17 protein-coding genes are annotated in these 17774 nt (G+C 36.0%); 11 read left to right on the forward strand and 6 right to left on the reverse strand.

Features of this window, described 5'->3' with window-relative positions:
• Positions 1 to 2 precede the first annotated feature (2 nt).
• From C237_RS0101695 to rsmI, 7 genes are all read left to right on the forward strand, one after another.
• Positions 3 to 938 (forward strand): hypothetical protein, encoded by a 936-nt coding sequence (locus C237_RS0101695; RefSeq protein ID WP_018674753.1) that lies wholly within the window; start codon positions 3 to 5, stop codon positions 936 to 938.
• A gap of 28 nt (positions 939 to 966) precedes the next feature.
• On the forward strand, positions 967 to 2082 hold the full coding sequence (locus C237_RS0101700) for a glycosyltransferase (protein WP_051081501.1): 1116 nt from the start codon (positions 967 to 969) through the stop codon (positions 2080 to 2082).
• Positions 2083 to 2092: 10 nt separating this feature from the next.
• Positions 2093 to 2644 (forward strand): serine O-acetyltransferase, encoded by a 552-nt coding sequence (locus C237_RS0101705; RefSeq protein ID WP_018674755.1) that lies wholly within the window; start codon positions 2093 to 2095, stop codon positions 2642 to 2644.
• Positions 2645 to 2767: 123 nt separating this feature from the next.
• The gene (locus C237_RS0101710) at positions 2768 to 3442 is read left to right on the forward strand and encodes a carbonic anhydrase (protein WP_018674756.1); all 675 of its coding nucleotides are present in this window, start codon (positions 2768 to 2770) and stop codon (positions 3440 to 3442) included.
• 7 nt (positions 3443 to 3449) lie between these two features.
• Complete coding sequence (locus C237_RS0101715; RefSeq protein WP_245539689.1) at positions 3450 to 3752, forward strand: hypothetical protein; 303 nt, start codon at positions 3450 to 3452, stop codon at positions 3750 to 3752.
• A gap of 153 nt (positions 3753 to 3905) precedes the next feature.
• Positions 3906 to 5510, forward strand: coding sequence for a SulP family inorganic anion transporter (locus C237_RS0101720; RefSeq protein ID WP_018674758.1), 1605 nt, complete (start codon positions 3906 to 3908; stop codon positions 5508 to 5510).
• 91 nt (positions 5511 to 5601) lie between these two features.
• Positions 5602 to 6273, forward strand: a complete 672-nt coding sequence (gene rsmI / locus C237_RS0101725) for a 16S rRNA (cytidine(1402)-2'-O)-methyltransferase (protein ID WP_018674759.1) — start codon at positions 5602 to 5604, stop codon at positions 6271 to 6273.
• Between the two features lie 355 nt (positions 6274 to 6628).
• Here rsmI and C237_RS0101730 read toward each other — a convergent pair whose 3' ends face one another.
• Both C237_RS0101730 and C237_RS0101735 read right to left on the reverse strand, forming a co-directional pair.
• Positions 6629 to 7063, reverse strand: coding sequence for a hypothetical protein (locus C237_RS0101730; RefSeq protein ID WP_018674760.1), 435 nt, complete (start codon positions 7061 to 7063; stop codon positions 6629 to 6631).
• 53 nt (positions 7064 to 7116) lie between these two features.
• Positions 7117 to 7578 carry a hypothetical protein gene (locus C237_RS0101735; protein ID WP_018674761.1) on the reverse strand — a complete coding sequence of 154 codons (462 nt, stop codon included), beginning with the start codon at positions 7576 to 7578 and terminating at the stop codon, positions 7117 to 7119.
• An 83-nt stretch (positions 7579 to 7661) separates the two neighbouring features.
• Here C237_RS0101735 and C237_RS0101740 point away from each other — a divergent pair, with 83 nt between their 5' ends.
• Positions 7662 to 8066 carry a helix-turn-helix domain-containing protein gene (locus C237_RS0101740; RefSeq protein WP_018674762.1) on the forward strand — a complete coding sequence of 135 codons (405 nt, stop codon included), beginning with the start codon at positions 7662 to 7664 and terminating at the stop codon, positions 8064 to 8066.
• Positions 8067 to 8138: 72 nt separating this feature from the next.
• A complete protein-coding gene (fabG, locus tag C237_RS0101745; protein WP_018674763.1) occupies positions 8139 to 8882 on the forward strand; it encodes a 3-oxoacyl-[acyl-carrier-protein] reductase in 744 nt (247 codons plus the stop codon).
• 61 nt (positions 8883 to 8943) lie between these two features.
• Here fabG and surE read toward each other — a convergent pair whose 3' ends face one another.
• Entirely contained in the window at positions 8944 to 9714 is a 771-nt protein-coding gene (surE, locus tag C237_RS0101750; RefSeq protein ID WP_018674764.1) for a 5'/3'-nucleotidase SurE, read from the reverse strand.
• A 113-nt stretch (positions 9715 to 9827) separates the two neighbouring features.
• Between surE and C237_RS0101755 the strand changes: the two genes are divergently transcribed.
• Entirely contained in the window at positions 9828 to 11951 is a 2124-nt protein-coding gene (locus C237_RS0101755) for a carboxy terminal-processing peptidase (protein ID WP_026315432.1), read from the forward strand.
• A gap of 14 nt (positions 11952 to 11965) precedes the next feature.
• Positions 11966 to 12841 carry a mechanosensitive ion channel family protein gene (locus C237_RS0101760; RefSeq protein ID WP_018674766.1) on the forward strand — a complete coding sequence of 292 codons (876 nt, stop codon included), beginning with the start codon at positions 11966 to 11968 and terminating at the stop codon, positions 12839 to 12841.
• A gap of 73 nt (positions 12842 to 12914) precedes the next feature.
• Here C237_RS0101760 and lon read toward each other — a convergent pair whose 3' ends face one another.
• The 3 genes from lon to lepA all read right to left on the reverse strand — a co-directional run bounded on the left by lon (position 12915) and on the right by lepA (position 17615).
• The gene (gene lon, locus C237_RS0101765) at positions 12915 to 15302 is read right to left on the reverse strand and encodes an endopeptidase La (RefSeq protein ID WP_018674767.1); all 2388 of its coding nucleotides are present in this window, start codon (positions 15300 to 15302) and stop codon (positions 12915 to 12917) included.
• 142 nt (positions 15303 to 15444) lie between these two features.
• Positions 15445 to 15774, reverse strand: coding sequence for a hypothetical protein (locus C237_RS0101770; RefSeq protein WP_018674768.1), 330 nt, complete (start codon positions 15772 to 15774; stop codon positions 15445 to 15447).
• A 44-nt stretch (positions 15775 to 15818) separates the two neighbouring features.
• Entirely contained in the window at positions 15819 to 17615 is a 1797-nt protein-coding gene (gene lepA / locus C237_RS0101775) for a translation elongation factor 4 (RefSeq protein ID WP_018674769.1), read from the reverse strand.
• Positions 17616 to 17774: the final 159 nt, after the last annotated feature.

The raw sequence follows: 17774 nt of genomic DNA on the forward strand, positions 1-17774 counted from the left end.
ATATGAAAAATTTTATTAAAAATATTATTTTATTTACTTGCTATATATTATTATTTTATATAATAGTTACTCCTTTATGGTGTTTTGTGATGCCTAACTTTATGGCTAAAAATGTACGCAATTGTGTAGGCTGCTATGGACATCTCTTTTCAAGAGTTAGAGATGCGGAAAAGGTAAAAAATCCAGATATATTATTTTTAGGTTCTTCTCATGCATACAGAGGCTTTGATACGCGCGTTTTTTCAAAACATGGAATAACTTCATTTAATTTAGGCTCTAGTGCACAAACGCCAATCAATACAAAAGTATTACTGCATCAGTATTTAGATAAGATACAGCCTAAAATGATTGTTTATGAGGTTTATGCAGGAACACTAACTTCAGACGGCGTAGAGTCTTCATTAGATTTACTAAGTAATAATAAAATTAATATTAATTCTGTTAAAATGACTTTGGAAATTAATAAAATTACAACTTATAACACCTTATTATACGGTATGTTTAGACAGGTTTTTAATCTTAACGATGGCTTTTATGAGAACCCCAACCAAGGCGGTAATCATTATGTGTTAGGAGGTGGTTTTGTCCAAAGTGATTTTAGAAAAAATCCTTTGGAAAGTGAGAAAGTTGAAGAATGGAAGTTAAACCCTAAGCAAATTAATGCATTAAAAGAAAATATTGAATTTATTAAAGAAAGGAATATTCCATATATTTTAGTTCAAGCTCCAATTTCTCAGAAATTATATAATGCTAGGACCAATAATAAAGAAGTGGATAGTACTTTAGCCCAACTTGGGACATATAAAAATTTTTATGGAGAGATTAAATTAAATGATACTATAGATTTTTATGATAGTAATCATTTAAATCAGAATGCTGTAGTAAAATTTAATGAAAAGTTTATAACTTACTTAAAAACTATCAACTTTGCAAACTAAGAAAAAAATACTCATAAGAATTGGTTCTATGCGCCATGGCGGGGCAGAGAAGGTTTTGGCTACATTTCTTAAAAGCCTTGACCCCAATCAATATGAGATTGATTTACTATTGAATTTATATTCAGGAAAATATTTAAAGGACATTCCAGAATGGGTCAATATATTATATCTTAATAAAGGGGAAATGATTACCACCAATCGTCCTCAAGATATTCCTAAGAAAGCATTTAGGGTAATCTACCAAGGGATACTTAAAAGGTTTCCTAAACTGCTGTATAAATTTATTTTAAAGAACAAATCATATGATGTTGAGTTTGCTGCGATACATGGTTTTAGGGATGAAATACTAAACTCTCCAATTAAATCTTCAAAAAAAATAATTTGGATTCATAACGATTTAAGAAAAACAGAATTTCATAATTATACCGATGAAGAAATTCGGAAGTTTTTTGGTTATGATAAAATTATGGTGATTTCTCAGCACATCCAAGAAGACTTTGAAAGCCTATGTAAAAATAAAACCGAAAAAAATAAAATTATAAGAATCTATAATCCTTTAGACACAGATGAAATACTCTCAAAAAGTGAAATACCTTTAGACAAAAATAATTCTTATAAAGAACCTACATTCATTTCAGTAGGTACCGTTTTTCCTCAAAAAGGCTTTGATAGACTTCTACGAGTTCATAAACGCTTACTGGATGAAGGCTTAAAACATCACATTAAAATTATTGGTGATGGCTATGATTTTCATAATATCAATCAGTTAAAATCTACATTAGAAGTAGAGGATACCGTAGAGATACTAGGATTTATCCCCAACCCTTATCCGTATTTTAAAAATTCGGACTATTATGTGCTGAGTTCCCGCTATGAAGGATTCCCTACGGTATTGTTTGAAGCAATTACACTAAAGAAAAACATTATCGCAACAGATGTCTCTGGAGTAAAAGAAATGTTACTAGATGGAAAATTAGGGCTAATTGTAGAAAACACAGAAGAAGGTATCTATCATGGAATGAAAAAAGCACTCACAGAACCAGATGCTTTTAAAGCGTATCAAGAAAAACTAAAAACTTACCATCCACCCTTTAACCTAGAAAACTCGGTGAAGAAAATTACCGATATTATAGACGAATTATAATATAATCCCTATGCCGACCATTATACAACAAGATTTTTACAGAGAATGTGGACGCTACCTTTCTTTTTTCCAAATTTGGAAGAAGTGTTTTAGTCCTAATCTACATTTTATTTACTGTTTTAGAAAAGCCCAACAATATAAAAATACCCTAATATTAGGTGTATTTTGGAAGTTGGTGCTAAGGCATTATCAAATTAAATATGGTTACCAAATTTACCCAGAAACTAAAATTGGAGCGGGTTTTTACTTAGGACATTGGGGTGCGGTGGTCATTAATCCTAAAACTGTGATTGGTAAAAATTGCAATATCGCCCAAGGCGTTACAATAGGTCAGCAAAACCGAGGTAAAAAACAAGGCGTGCCTACCATTGGTAATGGCGTATGGATAGGTACGAATGCGGTGATAGTCGGTAATATTACCATAGGAGATGATGTTCTTATTGCTCCAAATACTTATCTGAATGCTGATGTGCCCGCCCATTCTGTGGTGATGGGCAACCCTGCTCAAATTATACCAAGAGACTACGCTACGGAAGGTTATATTAATAATGCCATATCATAAAGTTTGTTAATATTTCGTTTTTTTAAGCATAAAAGATTACTTTTGTGCAATTCTTGATTAGAGAATATTGTCTTATCGAAGATTATAAAGCACGACGAAACTAATTTTTAAATTTTATATATTATGAGTAATTCGTATGACTTAATTTTCGAGAACAACAAGAAGTGGGTTGAAAGTAAACTCGGAGAAGATGCAAATTTTTTTGAAAATCTCGCCAAAACTCAAACGCCAGAATTTCTTTACATTGGCTGTGCCGACAGTAGAGCCACTGCAGAAGAATTAATGGGTGTGAAACCAGGTGAGGTTTTTGTACACAGAAATGTAGCCAATATTGTGAATGCTTTAGACATGAGTTCCACCGCGGTTATCCAGTACGCAGTTGAGCATCTTAAAGTAAAACATATTGTGGTATGTGGACACTACAATTGTGGTGGTGTGAAGGCAGCGATGACGGCTCAAGATTTAGGACTGCTAAACCCTTGGTTGCGTAACATTAGAGATGTGTATAGAATACACCAAGCAGAACTCGATGCTATTGAAGATGAAGGTAAACGCTACGATCGTTTAGTAGAACTAAATGTCCAAGAGCAGTGCATCAATGTGATTAAAATGGCTTGTGTGCAAGAACGCTACATTTTAGAAGAATTTCCTATCGTACACGGGTGGGTATTTGACCTAAGAACAGGTAAATTGATAGATTTGGAAATCGACTTTGAGAAAATACTTAAAGACATCCAAAAAATCTACAACCTTACCGACTCCGATTGGGTAATGAGGAGAAAAAAGAACACCCGTTAAAAACTTTATGATGAAACTAAGAAGTCTATTGGTATTAATGATATTTCTCAACTTTCTGGCATTGCCTAGCATTGCTAAGTTGGCGGATTGGGATATCCCTACCATGAATCTCACCGTTTCAGAAGAAGAAACCCATTCGGCTCCGACTTTGTTTTCGGAAAAAACATTACCAAAGACTTTGGACATAAGAGATTTTCTAAAACTCTTAGAATTAAAATTAAATAAACAGCCTATTATTGTATTTGTTCTACAGTTCCATAAGTCTCCAGTACTTAATATTATTTCCCCTCCTCCAGAATTTATTTCTTAATTTATTCGTATTTATAGAAAATCATTGTCGTATTCAGTCGGAACAATGATGAGTTCTGTCGTATTCAATTTTAACGATTAAAATAATAATGCTCTATAACAATGTTATAGAAAACTACTTGTGCATTTTTGTATAAAAAAATTAAATTAAGAAATGAAAAAAACATCTTTTATAGGAGGGATTAAAGAGAATTTCCCTTCAGGACTTGTCGTATTTTTAGTAGCATTGCCACTCTGTTTAGGTATTGCTTTAGCCTCTGGGGCGCCACCTTTGTCTGGAGTTATTGCGGGTATTGTAGGTGGTATTGTTATTGGTTCGATGAGTAATTCTCATATCTCGGTATCGGGACCTGCCACAGGGCTTGCTGCCATTGTATTGGCTGCCATTACCGATTTAGGTTCTTTTGAATTATTCCTTTGCGCGGGACTTATTGCTGGAGTTATCCAACTTATTTTAGGCTTTGTAAAGGCAGGGAGTATTTCCAATTATTTCCCTAATAATGTCATCGAGGGAATGTTGGCAGGGATTGGAGTCATTATTTTCCTTAAGCAAATTCCTCATGCCTTAGGTTACGATGATGATTATGAGGGAAATCTTACTCTATTTAGTTCAGGGTACAATATGGATTCTATAATGAATTATTTCTCTAATTTAGAGCAATCTATACATTGGGGGGCCATTATTGTTACTTTAGTATCTTTAGTTATTCTATTGACATGGGAACAAGTGGGCGTTCTAAAAAAGATAAAAATGTTACCTGGAGCATTAGTGGCTGTAGTAGCGGGGATTTTACTCAATGAGTTTTTTATACAGTCAGGTAGTGCTTTGGCTATTGAGCCAGAACATTTAGTGAGTTTGCCTGTTCCACAATCACTTAGTGATTTTTCTGCGATGGTAGTATTGCCCGATTTTTCAGGTTTTTTAAATTCTCAGGTTTGGATTCTTGGGGCAACTATTGCTATAGTGGCTTCTATAGAAACCTTACTTTGTATAGAAGCTGCCGACCGTTTGGATGAGCATAGAAGAATTACAGATACCAATTTAGAGCTTAAAGCTCAAGGTATAGGAAACTTAATAAGCGCATTTATTGGAGGGCTACCTATGACTTCCGTAGTGGTGCGTTCATCAGCCAACGCCAATGCTGGTGCTACATCCAAGATTTCGGCAATTATTCATGGGGTATTATTACTCATTAGTGTGCTGAGTATTCCATTTTTATTAAATAAAATTCCATTGGCTACTTTAGCGGCGGTTTTACTATTGATTGGTTATAAATTAGCAAAACCATCTAAATTTGTCCATTTTTGGAAGAAAGGTAAATTCCAATTTATTCCTTTCGTAGCTACAGTGGTCGCTATAGTAGCCACAGATTTGCTCACGGGCGTTGGTATTGGTTTGGCTATTGCAGTATTCTACATTTTACAAGGGAATATGAAGCGGGCTTACTATTACAGCCGAGAGGAATTAGACGATGCTGATGAGGTAACCATCAAGCTATCCGAAGAGGTTTCATTTTTAAATAAAGCGGCAATTAAAAAAACGCTTAAAAACATTAAACCTAACTCTAAAGTTACCATTGATGCCCGAGGAACTTCCTATATTACGGTAGATGTAGTGGAATTGATACAAGATTTTGCTAATGTCCGTGCCAAAGAAGAAGACATTGAAGTGAAGTTACTTGGCTTTAGAACATCTTATAAAGATTATGCAGAAAATCAGCATTCGCATATCGAAATAAAACATAGACGCGCGATGTAATATTGAAACTAAGAAAGCCTAACCTTATGTGTTGGGCTTTTCTTTTAAATCTAACCAAAATAATCTCTATCTTTGCTAAAAACAAAACCGAATGTCAGGCACGCTATATTTTGTTCCCACCCCAATTGGTAATTTAGAGGATATGACCTTTAGAGCGGTAAGGATTTTAAAGGGAGTAGATTATATCTTATGCGAAGATACCAGAACTTCTGGCGTTTTACTAAAGCATTATGAAATCTCTAAACCGTTGAAATCTTATCATTTGCACAATGAGCATCATACTACGGATAGAATCGTTGAACATCTAAAAGAGGGTCAAAATATCGCCATTATTACAGATGCGGGAACACCAGGGATATCCGACCCGGGCTATCTTTTGGCTAAAGCCTGTGCGGACAATAATATAGAAATGATTTGCCTACCAGGGGCTACGGCTTTTGTGCCAGCTTTGGTAGTTTCGGGGTTGCCGAACCATGAGTTCTTGTTTGTGGGATTTCTCCCTGCTAAAAAAGGGCGACAAACCAAGCTCAAACAATTAGCAGAGGAAAAGAGAACCCTTGTTCTATATGAAAGCCCGCATAAAATCAATACAACTTTGGAGCAAATCAAAACTTTTTTTGGAGTGGATACCCAAGTAAGTTTGAGTAGAGAAATTTCCAAAAAATTTGAAGAAACCCAGCGTGGCAGCATCGACGAGCTTATCGCTTTTTCAAAAAGTAAAACCATTAAAGGGGAAATTGTGTTGATCATTTCTAAACCTTAATGATATTAAAAGTAAGGCGTGCGGTCTAAATTAGGATAATATTTTTCTCTTTATACGAAATATCACTATTTGTTGAGTACCACTTATCTTCTTTTAAAGGGGGTATCATCCATTTCGATAGGGGGTATTACCCCCTTAGTTAGTACTTGCTATCCCCTTTAGAACGGGTAAGCGACCCCTTCGGAACGGGTGGTTTACCCCTAGTTTAATACCTATTGACCCCTTCGGAAGGGGTCGGTAGCCCCTAAATAACGGGTCGATACCCCCTTATTTAATACTTAATAACCCGTTCTCTAGGGGGTGGTTACCCTTTAAGAACAGGTTATCATAGCTAAATTGTATTATAAGGTTAGTCTTATTTAGTTTTTATCACAATAGTTGTGGTGTGTACCGAATGTTCTTTAATTTTAAACCTTGGTTGCTGGTTACTAATTAAGGTATAGGAATCTTCATTATTTTTTCTAAATGCGGCAAAATAATAGGTTTGATTATCATCCACATGATATTTTGATAAATCGAAATACGCTAAACCATTGGCGTCAGAAGTTGCTTTCATTTCAATATCAGGTAGCATTGAATCTTTTTCTGGATTTACCTCTTTTTTAAACATCATTACCACGATGCCTTTTTGAGGGATCTGGTTTTTATCAATCACATTAATCTTTACCGAAGTTTTTGTTCTTGTTTCAGAGCTGCTACTCGAAAATTCTTCTGTGCTACTTTCGTTACGACTACATGATACAGCTATAAAAAGTAGTGCGAATAGAGAGAATAAAAATATTTTTTTCATAGTAAAATTATTTATTAGGTTGAAGGGTTTTAGTTACTTGGTCAAATCTTAGTTCAATGCGTTTTTTTGCGTCTACCGTATTCTACAATTAGTTTGTTGTCATTGATTCCGATGATAGTTCCATCAATAATTTTACTACCATCTCGGAAGGCTACGGTATCTCCTACTTTTATTTCAATATTAGCATTGGCTGTTGTAGTAATATTCGTGGCTACACTTTGAAGTCCCCACACATCATCAATTACTTTTACTTGTTTGCCATCATCTTTTACATAGATTTTCACATTGCGTACAAATTCTCCTTGGTATTTTCTGGTTAAGTTATCTACCGCTTGTTCCATAGCATCGGAATCTGCTTTGGCAATCGCTTCTACATCTCTGCTAATAAGTGTATATTTTTTACTATCGTCAATATTGCGGTTGCTTACTGCGGTTAGGTCGCCAATTCTTACCCAAGAGCTACAAGAACTAAGTGTGAGAGTTACAATGGGAACTAATAATAGAGATTTTTTCATCGTAATTTGTTTTTATTGAAACCAAAATTAACATAAACTAGATTGAAAGATAAAACTTTTACTAAATTAATTTTACTATAAGTATGGAATTTTATGCTTTTGGTAAAAAATTAGTTATGGAAATGGAAAAGATTGTGGATAAAATAGCACAATACCGCAATAAAAAAGGCTACACTTACGAGAATATGGCACACGAGCTAGAACTATCTCCCGCCGCATATAGAAAAATAGAAACAGGGGAAACCAAATTAACCGTAGAGCGGTTGTTTAGAATTTCAAATATTTTAGAAGCGCCAATTGATGAGCTATTAGACTTGGATAAAAACCATTTTGTACAAAATAATTATAGTAACGAGAGTGCCTTTTCCCAAAGAATTGAAAATTTTTATCAAGAAAATAAGGAAATTACCGAGCAACTTATCAAAGCAAAAGATGATTTGATTGCACATCTAGAAAAGGAAATCGCCTTTCTAAAGCAAGGTAAATAAGGTTATTACAAGTACAACAGCGGAAGACTGAAAAAAAATCCTTATTTTTGAAACACTAAAAAATAATAGACTATGAAATTATTAGAAGGAAAAGTGGTACTCATTACAGGGGCTACGCGTGGTATTGGAAAAGGAATTGCAGAGACTTTTGCCGCTCAAGGTGCAGAGGTTGCTTTTACTTATGCAGGTTCCGTAGACAAAGCCAAAGCCTTAGAAACAGAATTGAATAAAACAACCAAAGCCAAAGCCTACCAAAGTGATGCTTCGGATTTTGAAGCCTCCCAAAAACTGGTAGAGGAAGTACTGGAAGAATTTGGAAAAATAGATGTCCTTATCAATAATGCAGGGATTACCAAAGATAATTTAATGCTTAGGATGTCTAAAGAAGATTGGGACACCATTATTAAAGTCAATTTAGATTCGGTATTCAACTTAACGAAAGCGGTCATCAAACCTATGATGAAAGCCCGAGGTGGCTCTATCATCAATATGACTTCGGTGGTAGGGATTAAAGGTAATGCAGGACAAGCCAACTATGCGGCATCAAAAGCTGGTGTGATTGGATTTACCAAGTCGATTGCTTTAGAGTTGGGTTCTAGAAATATCCGTTGCAATGCTATTGCACCAGGGTTTATAGAAACAGAAATGACGGCAGCCTTAGATGAAAAAACCGTACAAGGCTGGAGGGAAGCCATTCCTTTAAAGCGTGGTGGACAGCCAGAAGATGTGGCGAACGCATGCGTCTTTTTAGGTTCGGAATTATCAAGTTATGTTACGGGACAAGTCCTTAATGTAGATGGCGGGATGCTCACTTAAAAAAATAGATTGACACAATAGACAAAAGGCTGATTTCTTATGGAAACCAGCCTTTGTTTTCTTAAGCTTGATTATACAAATCCCCCAAGGTCTTAATATGTTCGTGGGCGGTAAGGTCAAATTTTACGGGGACTATGGTGATGTAGCCATCGGCAAGGGCGTTTTCATCGGCGTCAGGGGAAGTGTCCATATTATTAAAATAGCCTGTTAGCCAATAGTATTTTTTGCCATGGGGGTTGGTACGCTCATCAAAATTTTCTTCCCATTTGGCATTGGCTTGTTTGCAAACTTTAATCCCTTTTATATCTTGATGTTTAAGTTTAGGAATATTGACATTCAGTACCATGCCTTTAGGTAAAGGGTTTTCTAATGTGGTTCTCACAATCGTTTGGATATAATCTTTGGCTTGAGAAAAATCGGCGTCCCAACTAAAATCTAATAATGAAAAGCCGATAGCGTTTAGACCCTCTACACCTGCTTCTACGGCGGCAGACATTGTCCCAGAATAAATCACATTAATAGAAGAATTAGCGCCGTGATTAATCCCAGAGACTACAATATCAGGGCGGCGGGTCAATATTTTATCTAAAGCAAATTTTACACAATCTACGGGCGTTCCACTAAGGGCATAGTCCTTTTGAGGACCGTCCATAGAAATTTCTTCATAGGTCAAAGTAGAATTAATGGTGATGGCATGACCTTTGCCAGATTGTGGCGAATTGGGCGCTACAACAACTACATCGCCAAGGTCATTCATAAAAGAAACTAAGTTTCTGATGCCTGGGGCGGTGATGCTATCGTCATTGGTTACGAGTATCAGTGGGCGTTCCATAAATTTTAATTTGTACAAAAATAGTCAAAAAAAATAGAGCGATAAGAAATAAATGTTAAATTTGTCGTTTGTAAAAAATATCATTACTTTTGAAACTAACTAATTATATTCTAATGTTCAAGAAATTAAAACTATCTAAACTGTTACTTTTCATACCGCTTACTATGCTGATTTTTTGTTTTAATTCGCCAAAGAATGACGACGAAAAAATGCAGACGATTATGATTAGTATAAAAAATACATTATCCTATCTTCATTATAGCCCAAAACCTATCAATGATGCCTATTCTAGAGAGGTTTATGCAAAATATATGGAGAAAATAGATCCTATTAAAAGGTATTTTTTGAAGTCGGATATTCAGGAGTTTGAAAAGCATAAAGACCAGCTCGATAACTATCTAACGCAAGGGGATCTAACATTTTATAAACTGACTATCGACCGCTTGTACGACCGTGTGGCAGATATAGATAAAATTACCCAAGATATTTTGAGCAAGCCTATTAACTTAGAAGAAAATGAAGAGTTAATTTTAGAACCTAAACTTAAAGACTACCCTGCCGATAAAAAAGAACTCTATAACGAGTGGAAAAAGTATATTAAATACAATATTCTACAAGAAATAGAGACTATGAAGAGCCGAGAGGAAAGGCGTAAAGAAATGAAGGATTCTTTAATCGCTAATAAATTACCTGATACCATTCAGCTCAAAATTACATCGCCAGAACAAAAGAAAATAGAAGCTACCCAAGAGGTAAAAGATTTAATGAAAAATATGTTCCGCCGTTTTCAAAAAAGAAAGAAAATGGATTGGTTCACGGTGTATATGAATGCTTATACCGAAGTCTTCGACCCTCATACCAATTATTATTCGCCTAAGAATAAGGAAGATTTTGACGCCCAATTCAAAGGAAAATTTATTGGGATTGGTGCTGTGATTCAAGAGAAAAAAGGAAGTATCTACCTTGGGGATTTAACGGTGGGAGCTCCAGCTTGGAAATCTAAGCAGCTTAACCCTGGGGATAAAATTTTAAAAGTAAAACCTTCGCCAAAAGAGGAACCCATTAATGCCAGTGGCATGCTGGTAGACGAAATTGTAAGATACATCCGTGGTAAAAAAGGCGTGCCTGTAGTCCTTACCGTAATGAAACGCGATGGTACGATAAAAGATGTCACTTTAATACGAGATGAGGTGCAGATAGAAGATACCTTCGCCCGAAGTTTGATGATTAATAATGAAAAAGGCGAAAAAGTAGGTTATATCTATTTGCCAGGGTTTAATGTAGACTTTAACGATTCTAAAGGTAGAAATGCGTCGGATGACATTAAAGCAGAAATCATTAAACTTAAAAAAGAAGGGGCACAAAGATTGATTTTAGACATTAGAAATAATGGTGGTGGTGCTTTGTCCGAAGTGGTAGATATTATGGGATTGTTTATGAACAATGGTCCTGTGGTACAAGTAAAGGATGGAAATGGCAAAACCGAAACTTACAGAAATAAAACCAATGCCCCAATTTGGGACGGTCCTTTATTGATTATGCAAAATGAGACTTCGGCATCGGCATCGGAAATTTTAGCGGCAGCGATGAAAGCCTATGGTAGAGCCGTAATTTTTGGAGCGCCACAGTCTTATGGAAAAGGTACTGTGCAAGTGATGGTAGACCTCAACAGATTCCTTAATACAACGGATGATTTTGGGGCGTTGAAACTGACAGTTCAGAAATTTTATGGGATTGACGGGTCTTCTAATCAATTGAAAGGCGTACCGTCGGATATTGTATTCAAAGACTTTTTCTCTTATGCAGAAGTTGGTGAGCGCTATCAAGACTATGCGTTGCCATGGGATAAAATTGGAACCACAGACTTTAAGCCCGTACAATTATTTAACCTTGAAAATCTAATCCAAAGAAGTCGTGAGCGTATGTCCCAAAATAAGGCTTACAAATTACTATTGGAGTCCGCAGAATGGAAAGAAAAACTGGATAAGGAAGAAAAAATTACATTAAATAAAACCAAGTTTGATGATTTAATGGCGCGTCGTAAAAAGGAAATTGAAACTTTTAAACCTATTGAAAAATACAATAATGGCTTGAAGTTTACGCTACATCCAGATGAGCAACAGCGTATAAAATCTGATACGATTTTCGAAAAGAAAAGCAAAATGTGGCTTAAAAATTTAAAGCGTGACCTCTATCTTCAAGAAAGTGTAAATGTAGTGTCGGATATTAAGTTATAAAACTAAACTTCTAAATGAAAGAAAATGTAAATAAATTATCTGGAGATGTGAGGCTACCACTAAAGAATATATTGGAATATGAGATTTTTTCAATTGGGAAATATAGCCTTAATGTTTATGAGATTGTTATTGCTATCATTATTATTGCAATTGGGCTATTAGTGGCTAAAACAGCAAAAAAGCTGATCTATAAAACAGAGCGGTTAGATTTAGGAAAAAAGTTTGCTTTTTCTCAAATTCTTCAATATGTAGTTTTTATCATTACATTTTTTATTGTAATGAAGTCTTTAGGCATTAATATTTCGCCTCTGTTGGTCGGTTCTGGAGCCATCTTAGTTGGGGTGGGTTTAGGACTTCAGAATTTATTTTTAGACTTTATTTCTGGGGTTATCATTCTGGTAGATAGAACCATAAAAGTAGGTGATATAGTAGAAGTAGGGGGTATTGTGGGGCGTGTGGAACAAATCCATATGAGAACCACTTCAGTGTTAACACGCGACCAAAAAAGTATGATTTTTCCCAATTCCTTACTAACAAAGGAAAAGCTTATCAACTTTTCTCACGATAATAATATTGTTCGTTTTGAAATCAGTGTTGGAGTTCACTATAGTACGGATATCGATTTGGCGACCGACCTTCTGGTGCAAGCGGCGCTTTCTAACGATTATGTCCAAAAAAATAAACCCTATGCTCCATTTGTAAGGCTCGAAGATTTTGGATCTAGTTCATTAGATTTAAAATTATTCTATTTCTCTACTCACCTTTTTAGAGCACCCCAGACAAAAAATGAAATCAGGCGAGAATTACTAAGAAAGTTTAGAGAGCACCATATTAACATTCCATATCCTATCCGAACTTTGGAATGGGGACAAGGTCAGGCTATCGAATAATCATTATTCTAAATCATAAAAAAGACACGATATTCATTTGATACCGTGCCTTTTTTAGTTAAGAAAATATTTTTTATAGCAATGCTAAATCAATCACCTCTTTCATTTTTGTAACATAATGGATGTTTAGTTTTTTAAGGTAATCGCCTTGGATATCCAATACATCTCTGCGGTTATCTTCACAAAGAATCACTTCTTTGATACCAGCCCTTACCGCAGCCAATAATTTTTCTTTGATTCCACCTACGGGTAATACTTTTCCTCTTAAGGTAATTTCCCCCGTCATAGCCAAGTGAGGCTTCACTTTTTTATTGGTAAAGCTTGATACCATAGAAGTCAGCATTGTAATCCCTGCGGAAGGTCCATCTTTCGGAGTAGCCCCTTCAGGAATATGGAGGTGTACATTGTTTTTAGTTATCGCCTCTTCATCTATGCCTAGCTCCTCATGCTTGGCTTTTATGTATTCCAAAGCAATGGTAGCGGATTCTTTCATCACATTTCCAAGGTTTCCTGTCATCGTTAATTGTCCTTTACCTTTAGATAAAATACTTTCAATAAAGAGAATATCGCCCCCAACACTTGTCCATGCTAAGCCCGTTACGATACCTGGAACATCCATCATTTCGGAAAGATTTTTTTTAATCGGCACACCTAAAATCTCATCAATAGTATCAATGGAAATTTTAGGTTGATATTCTTTTTCCATCGTGATTTGTAGGGCTACCCAGCGGGCAATTTTAGCAATACATTTTTCCAGATTTCTTACTCCGCTTTCTCGGGTATGTGCTTCTATGATATGTTTTAGTTCTCTGGTGCTGAGTTTAAGTTGGGAAACTTTTAGACCATTTTCTTTCAATTGTTTTTTTATAAGATGCTGTTTTGCAATTTCTACTTTTTCCTCTAGCGTATAGCCAGAAAGCTGAATCACTTCCATACGGTCGAGCAAAGGTTTTTGAATGGTGCTAAGGGTGTTTGCCGTTGCTATAAACATCACTTTGGATAAATCATAACCGATTTCTAAGAAGTTGTCGTAGAACGAATTATTTTGCTCAGGGTCAAGGACTTCTAACAGAGCCGAGGATGGGTCGCCATGAGCCCCTTGGGCAATTTTATCTATCTCGTCTAAAACAATTACGGGGTTAGATGTACCCGCTTTTTTTATGGATTGAAGGATACGCCCTGCCATAGAACCAATATAGGTTTTTCGGTGTCCGCGGATTTCGCTTTCGTCGTGCAATCCTCCTAGAGATAGGCGAATGTATTTTCTACCCAAAGCCTCAGCGATGGATTTACCCAATGAAGTTTTCCCAACCCCTGGTGGGCCTACCAAACATAATATCGGCGATTTCATATCGTTTTTGAGTTTCAATACCGCCATATGCTCTAAGATTCTCTTTTTAATGTCTTCCATACCAAAGTGGGCTTTATTAAGCACGGTTTCGGCTTTTGGAATATTAAATATATCTTTAGAGTAGCGCTCCCAAGGTAAGTCGGTAAAGAAATCCAAATAATTTCTTTGTACATTATAATCTGGAGAATGCGGATTTTGTCGGTTCAGTCGGTTGATTTCCTTTTGGAAATGCTGTTCCACCTCATCATTCCATTTTATTTTCTTTGCCTTTTCTTGGAGTTCTGCCGCATCGTTTTCAGGACCACCGCCGAGCTCCTCTTGTATGGTTTTTATTTGTTGGTTAAGGAAATATTCACGCTGGTGCTTATCCATTTCCTTAGAAGTTTTTTGGTGGATATGATTTCTAAGTTCCAGTTTTCTAAATTCATCGTGCATGATTTCATAGCACTTTTTGGCTCTAGATAGAAAACTTTTGGTTTCCAATAAACTTTGCTTATCGGCTACTGCAAATCGACCATTAGCACAAATAAAATTCAGCAATTCTTCTTGGGTGTCGATATTATTAATTGCAAACCTTGCAGAATTAGGAATCTGAGGGTCTAGCTCAATGATTTTTAGGGCTAAGGTTTTAATATTTTCTATTAATGCTTCGTACTCCTCTTTATTTCTTGCCGAGGTGTCTTTTAATTTTTCAATTTCCGCTAATAGATAAGGCTCAGAACTTTCGATATGTTTAAGTTTAAAACGCCCAGTTCCTCTCATAATTGCAGTGATGTTTCCATCGGGCAACTTTACAATTTTCAAGATTTGGGCCGTAGTTCCAATACGGTATAAATCTTTTTCCGTAGGGTTTTGGGCTTTACTATTTTTCTGAGATATTACCCCTATGGTTTCATTATTTTGCTGGGCTTCCTGCAATAGTTTTATCGATTGTGCTCTACCCGCAGTAATCGGCATAATAATCAGGGGAAACATCACCATTTCCCTTACGGGTAGGATAGGGAAAAGTTTTTGATTTTCTTTTTCGGATTTGGGTTGTATTTCTTCAGTTACAAAACTAAAGTTATCATCTAATAAACTTTCAAGCGACATTTCGTCAAAATCCATCATAATAAAATTTCTATAATAATTATCAATAAAGCGACAATATGTCACCTAATCTTTACCGAAAAGGGGAAAAATTGTCTACAACTGCTATGGCAGCTAAGGCTTTTTAATTGAGTCGTATATGTCCCAACTCTTATGCCAATGTTTAGCGTCTTAAACTTTTGGAGCTTCTAAAACTAGCCAATAGAAAATAGGCGACAAAAACAGTAGAAAATCTAAGGATAGAAGGCACAGCGATTTCGAAGTTGAAACAAGCAAAACCAATCACTAAAAGTAAAAGAATACCCAAAAAAGAAACTCCTAATTTTTTTGGTAAACTATAATCTGGACGGTCTAAAAAATACGCCATTCCCCAAGCTAAGCCAAAGGCAAACGCATAATAAAGTGCCACTTCCCAAATTTGAGTGGTCAAAAAATAATTGCCTAAAAAACTTAAAATGCCTACTCCTAGCCCGTACAATACCGTTTTGTTCATAATTCTAATTTTGAAAAGATGCAAAGATAAGGCTGATACGATGATTAATCGTTCAGTTTTAGCACCGCCATAAAGGCAGATTGTGGCACTTCTACACGCCCAATTTGTTTCATTTTCTTTTTCCCCTCTTTTTGTTTTTCTAAGAGCTTTCGTTTACGCGAGATATCCCCACCGTAACATTTTGCTGTTACATCTTTTCTAAGGGCTTTTATGGTTTCTCTAGCGATAACTTTAGTTCCTAATGCAGCTTGTACTGCTATATCAAACTGCTGTCTTGGGATCAGCTCACGCAGTTTTTCACACATCTTTTTACCGATGCTATATGCATTGTCTTGGTGGATTAATGAGGATAAAGCATCCACCATATCACCATTAATCAAAATATCCATTTTTACCAATTTAGAAGCACGGAAACCAATGGGATGGTAGTCAAATGAAGCGTAACCTTTGGAAATTGATTTTAATCTATCATAGAAATCAAATACCACTTCGGCTAACGGCATATTGAATATCAATTCCACACGCTCGGCAGTAAGGTAACTTTGGTTTACAATTTCCCCTCTTTTCTCGATACATAGCGTCATTACAGGACCTACAAAATCAGATTTGGTAATGATGGAGGCTTTGATATAAGGCTCTTCCACACGATCCATCACCGTAGGATCCATCATTTCTGAAGGGTTGTTAATCAAAATCGGTAATTCTGGCTCCTTTTTGCTGTAACCATGGTAAGATACATTGGGAACGGTGGTAATCACATTCATTCCGAATTCTCTATCCAAACGCTCTTGTACAATTTCCATATGGAGCATACCGAGGAAACCGCATCGGAAACCGAAACCTAATGCCGCAGAACTTTCGGGTTCAAAAACTAATGAAGCGTCATTCAGTCTTAATTTTTCTAATGAAGTTCTTAGTTCCTCAAAATCTTCACTCACAACGGGATAGATTCCTGCAAATACCATTGGTTTTACCTCTTCAAAACCTTCAATGGGTTCTGGTGCAGGGTTTTGTACGCTGGTAATGGTATCGCCTACTTTTACCTCTCTTGCATCTTTAATACCAGAAATAATATAGCCTACATCGCCACATTTAATATCTTGCTTCGGCTGTTGTTTTAGTTTTAAAGTCCCTACTTCATCGGCATCGTAAGTTTTATCGGTTGCCATAAACTTAACCTTTTCTCCTTTGGAAATTTTTCCATTCACGACTTTAAAGTACGCTTCAATCCCTCTAAAAGGATTATAAACGGAATCAAAAATTAGAGCTTGCAATGGACCATTGGGGTCGCCTTGTGGCGCTGGAATACGCTTTACAATTTGTTCTAAAAGTTCGTGTACGCCTTCGCCTGTTTTCCCAGAAACACGCAAAACATCATCATAATCACACCCGATGAGGTTCATAATTTCGTCGGTTACTTCTTCTGGATTTGCAGAAGGTAAATCAATTTTATTAAGAACGGGGATGATTTCTAAATCATTTTCCAACGCCAAATAAAGGTTGGAAATCGTTTGTGCCTGAACACTTTGTGCGGCATCTACAATCAGTAATGCGCCTTCACACGCCGCGATAGAGCGAGATACTTCGTAAGAAAAATCCACATGCCCTGGCGTATCGATAAGGTTGAGTACATATTTTTCACCATTGTACTCGTAGTCCATTTGAATGGCGTGTGATTTAATGGTAATGCCTCGCTCTTTTTCCAAATCCATATCGTCCAAAGTTTGCGATTGGAGTTCGCGCTGGGTAACGGTATTGGTATACTCTAGCAAACGATCTGCAAGCGTCGATTTGCCGTGGTCAATATGAGCAATAATGCAAAAGTTTCGTATATTCTTCATAGATAAATTCTCGGTAAAGTGCAAAGATAATGTTTTTTTAGTTTGATTTTCTATAAAATGTACCAATGTAATAATATACCAATGTAATTAAAGGCTATACTTCTTTCATTTATAATTTTTAATCTTATTTTTCTTATTTTTGTACAAAAGTCAAATAAA

It is taken from the genome of Riemerella columbina DSM 16469 (genome assembly GCF_000374405.1).
GTDB lineage: Bacteria > Bacteroidota > Bacteroidia > Flavobacteriales > Weeksellaceae > Riemerella > Riemerella columbina.

Bases quoted from the DNA above. Each gene is read 5' to 3' on its own strand.
- surE (WP_018674764.1), bottom strand. From the start codon at position 9,714: ATGGAACGCCCACTGATACTCGTAACCAATGACGATAGCATCACCGCC.
- C237_RS0101740 (WP_018674762.1), top strand. From the start codon at position 7,662: ATGGAATTTTATGCTTTTGGTAAAAAATTAGTTATGGAAATGGAAAAG.
- rsmI (WP_018674759.1), top strand. From the start codon at position 5,602: ATGTCAGGCACGCTATATTTTGTTCCCACCCCAATTGGTAATTTAGAG.
- fabG (WP_018674763.1), top strand. From the start codon at position 8,139: ATGAAATTATTAGAAGGAAAAGTGGTACTCATTACAGGGGCTACGCGT.
- C237_RS0101705 (WP_018674755.1), top strand. From the start codon at position 2,093: ATGCCGACCATTATACAACAAGATTTTTACAGAGAATGTGGACGCTAC.
- C237_RS0101735 (WP_018674761.1), bottom strand. From the start codon at position 7,578: ATGAAAAAATCTCTATTATTAGTTCCCATTGTAACTCTCACACTTAGT.
- C237_RS0101770 (WP_018674768.1), bottom strand. From the start codon at position 15,774: ATGAACAAAACGGTATTGTACGGGCTAGGAGTAGGCATTTTAAGTTTT.
- C237_RS0101715 (WP_245539689.1), top strand. From the start codon at position 3,450: ATGATGAAACTAAGAAGTCTATTGGTATTAATGATATTTCTCAACTTT.
- C237_RS0101730 (WP_018674760.1), bottom strand. From the start codon at position 7,063: ATGAAAAAAATATTTTTATTCTCTCTATTCGCACTACTTTTTATAGCT.
- lepA (WP_018674769.1), bottom strand. From the start codon at position 17,615: ATGAAGAATATACGAAACTTTTGCATTATTGCTCATATTGACCACGGC.
- C237_RS0101760 (WP_018674766.1), top strand. From the start codon at position 11,966: ATGAAAGAAAATGTAAATAAATTATCTGGAGATGTGAGGCTACCACTA.
- lon (WP_018674767.1), bottom strand. From the start codon at position 15,302: ATGATGGATTTTGACGAAATGTCGCTTGAAAGTTTATTAGATGATAAC.
- C237_RS0101695 (WP_018674753.1), top strand. From the start codon at position 3: ATGAAAAATTTTATTAAAAATATTATTTTATTTACTTGCTATATATTA.
- C237_RS0101710 (WP_018674756.1), top strand. From the start codon at position 2,768: ATGAGTAATTCGTATGACTTAATTTTCGAGAACAACAAGAAGTGGGTT.
- C237_RS0101720 (WP_018674758.1), top strand. From the start codon at position 3,906: ATGAAAAAAACATCTTTTATAGGAGGGATTAAAGAGAATTTCCCTTCA.
- C237_RS0101700 (WP_051081501.1), top strand. From the start codon at position 967: ATGCGCCATGGCGGGGCAGAGAAGGTTTTGGCTACATTTCTTAAAAGC.
- C237_RS0101755 (WP_026315432.1), top strand. From the start codon at position 9,828: ATGTTCAAGAAATTAAAACTATCTAAACTGTTACTTTTCATACCGCTT.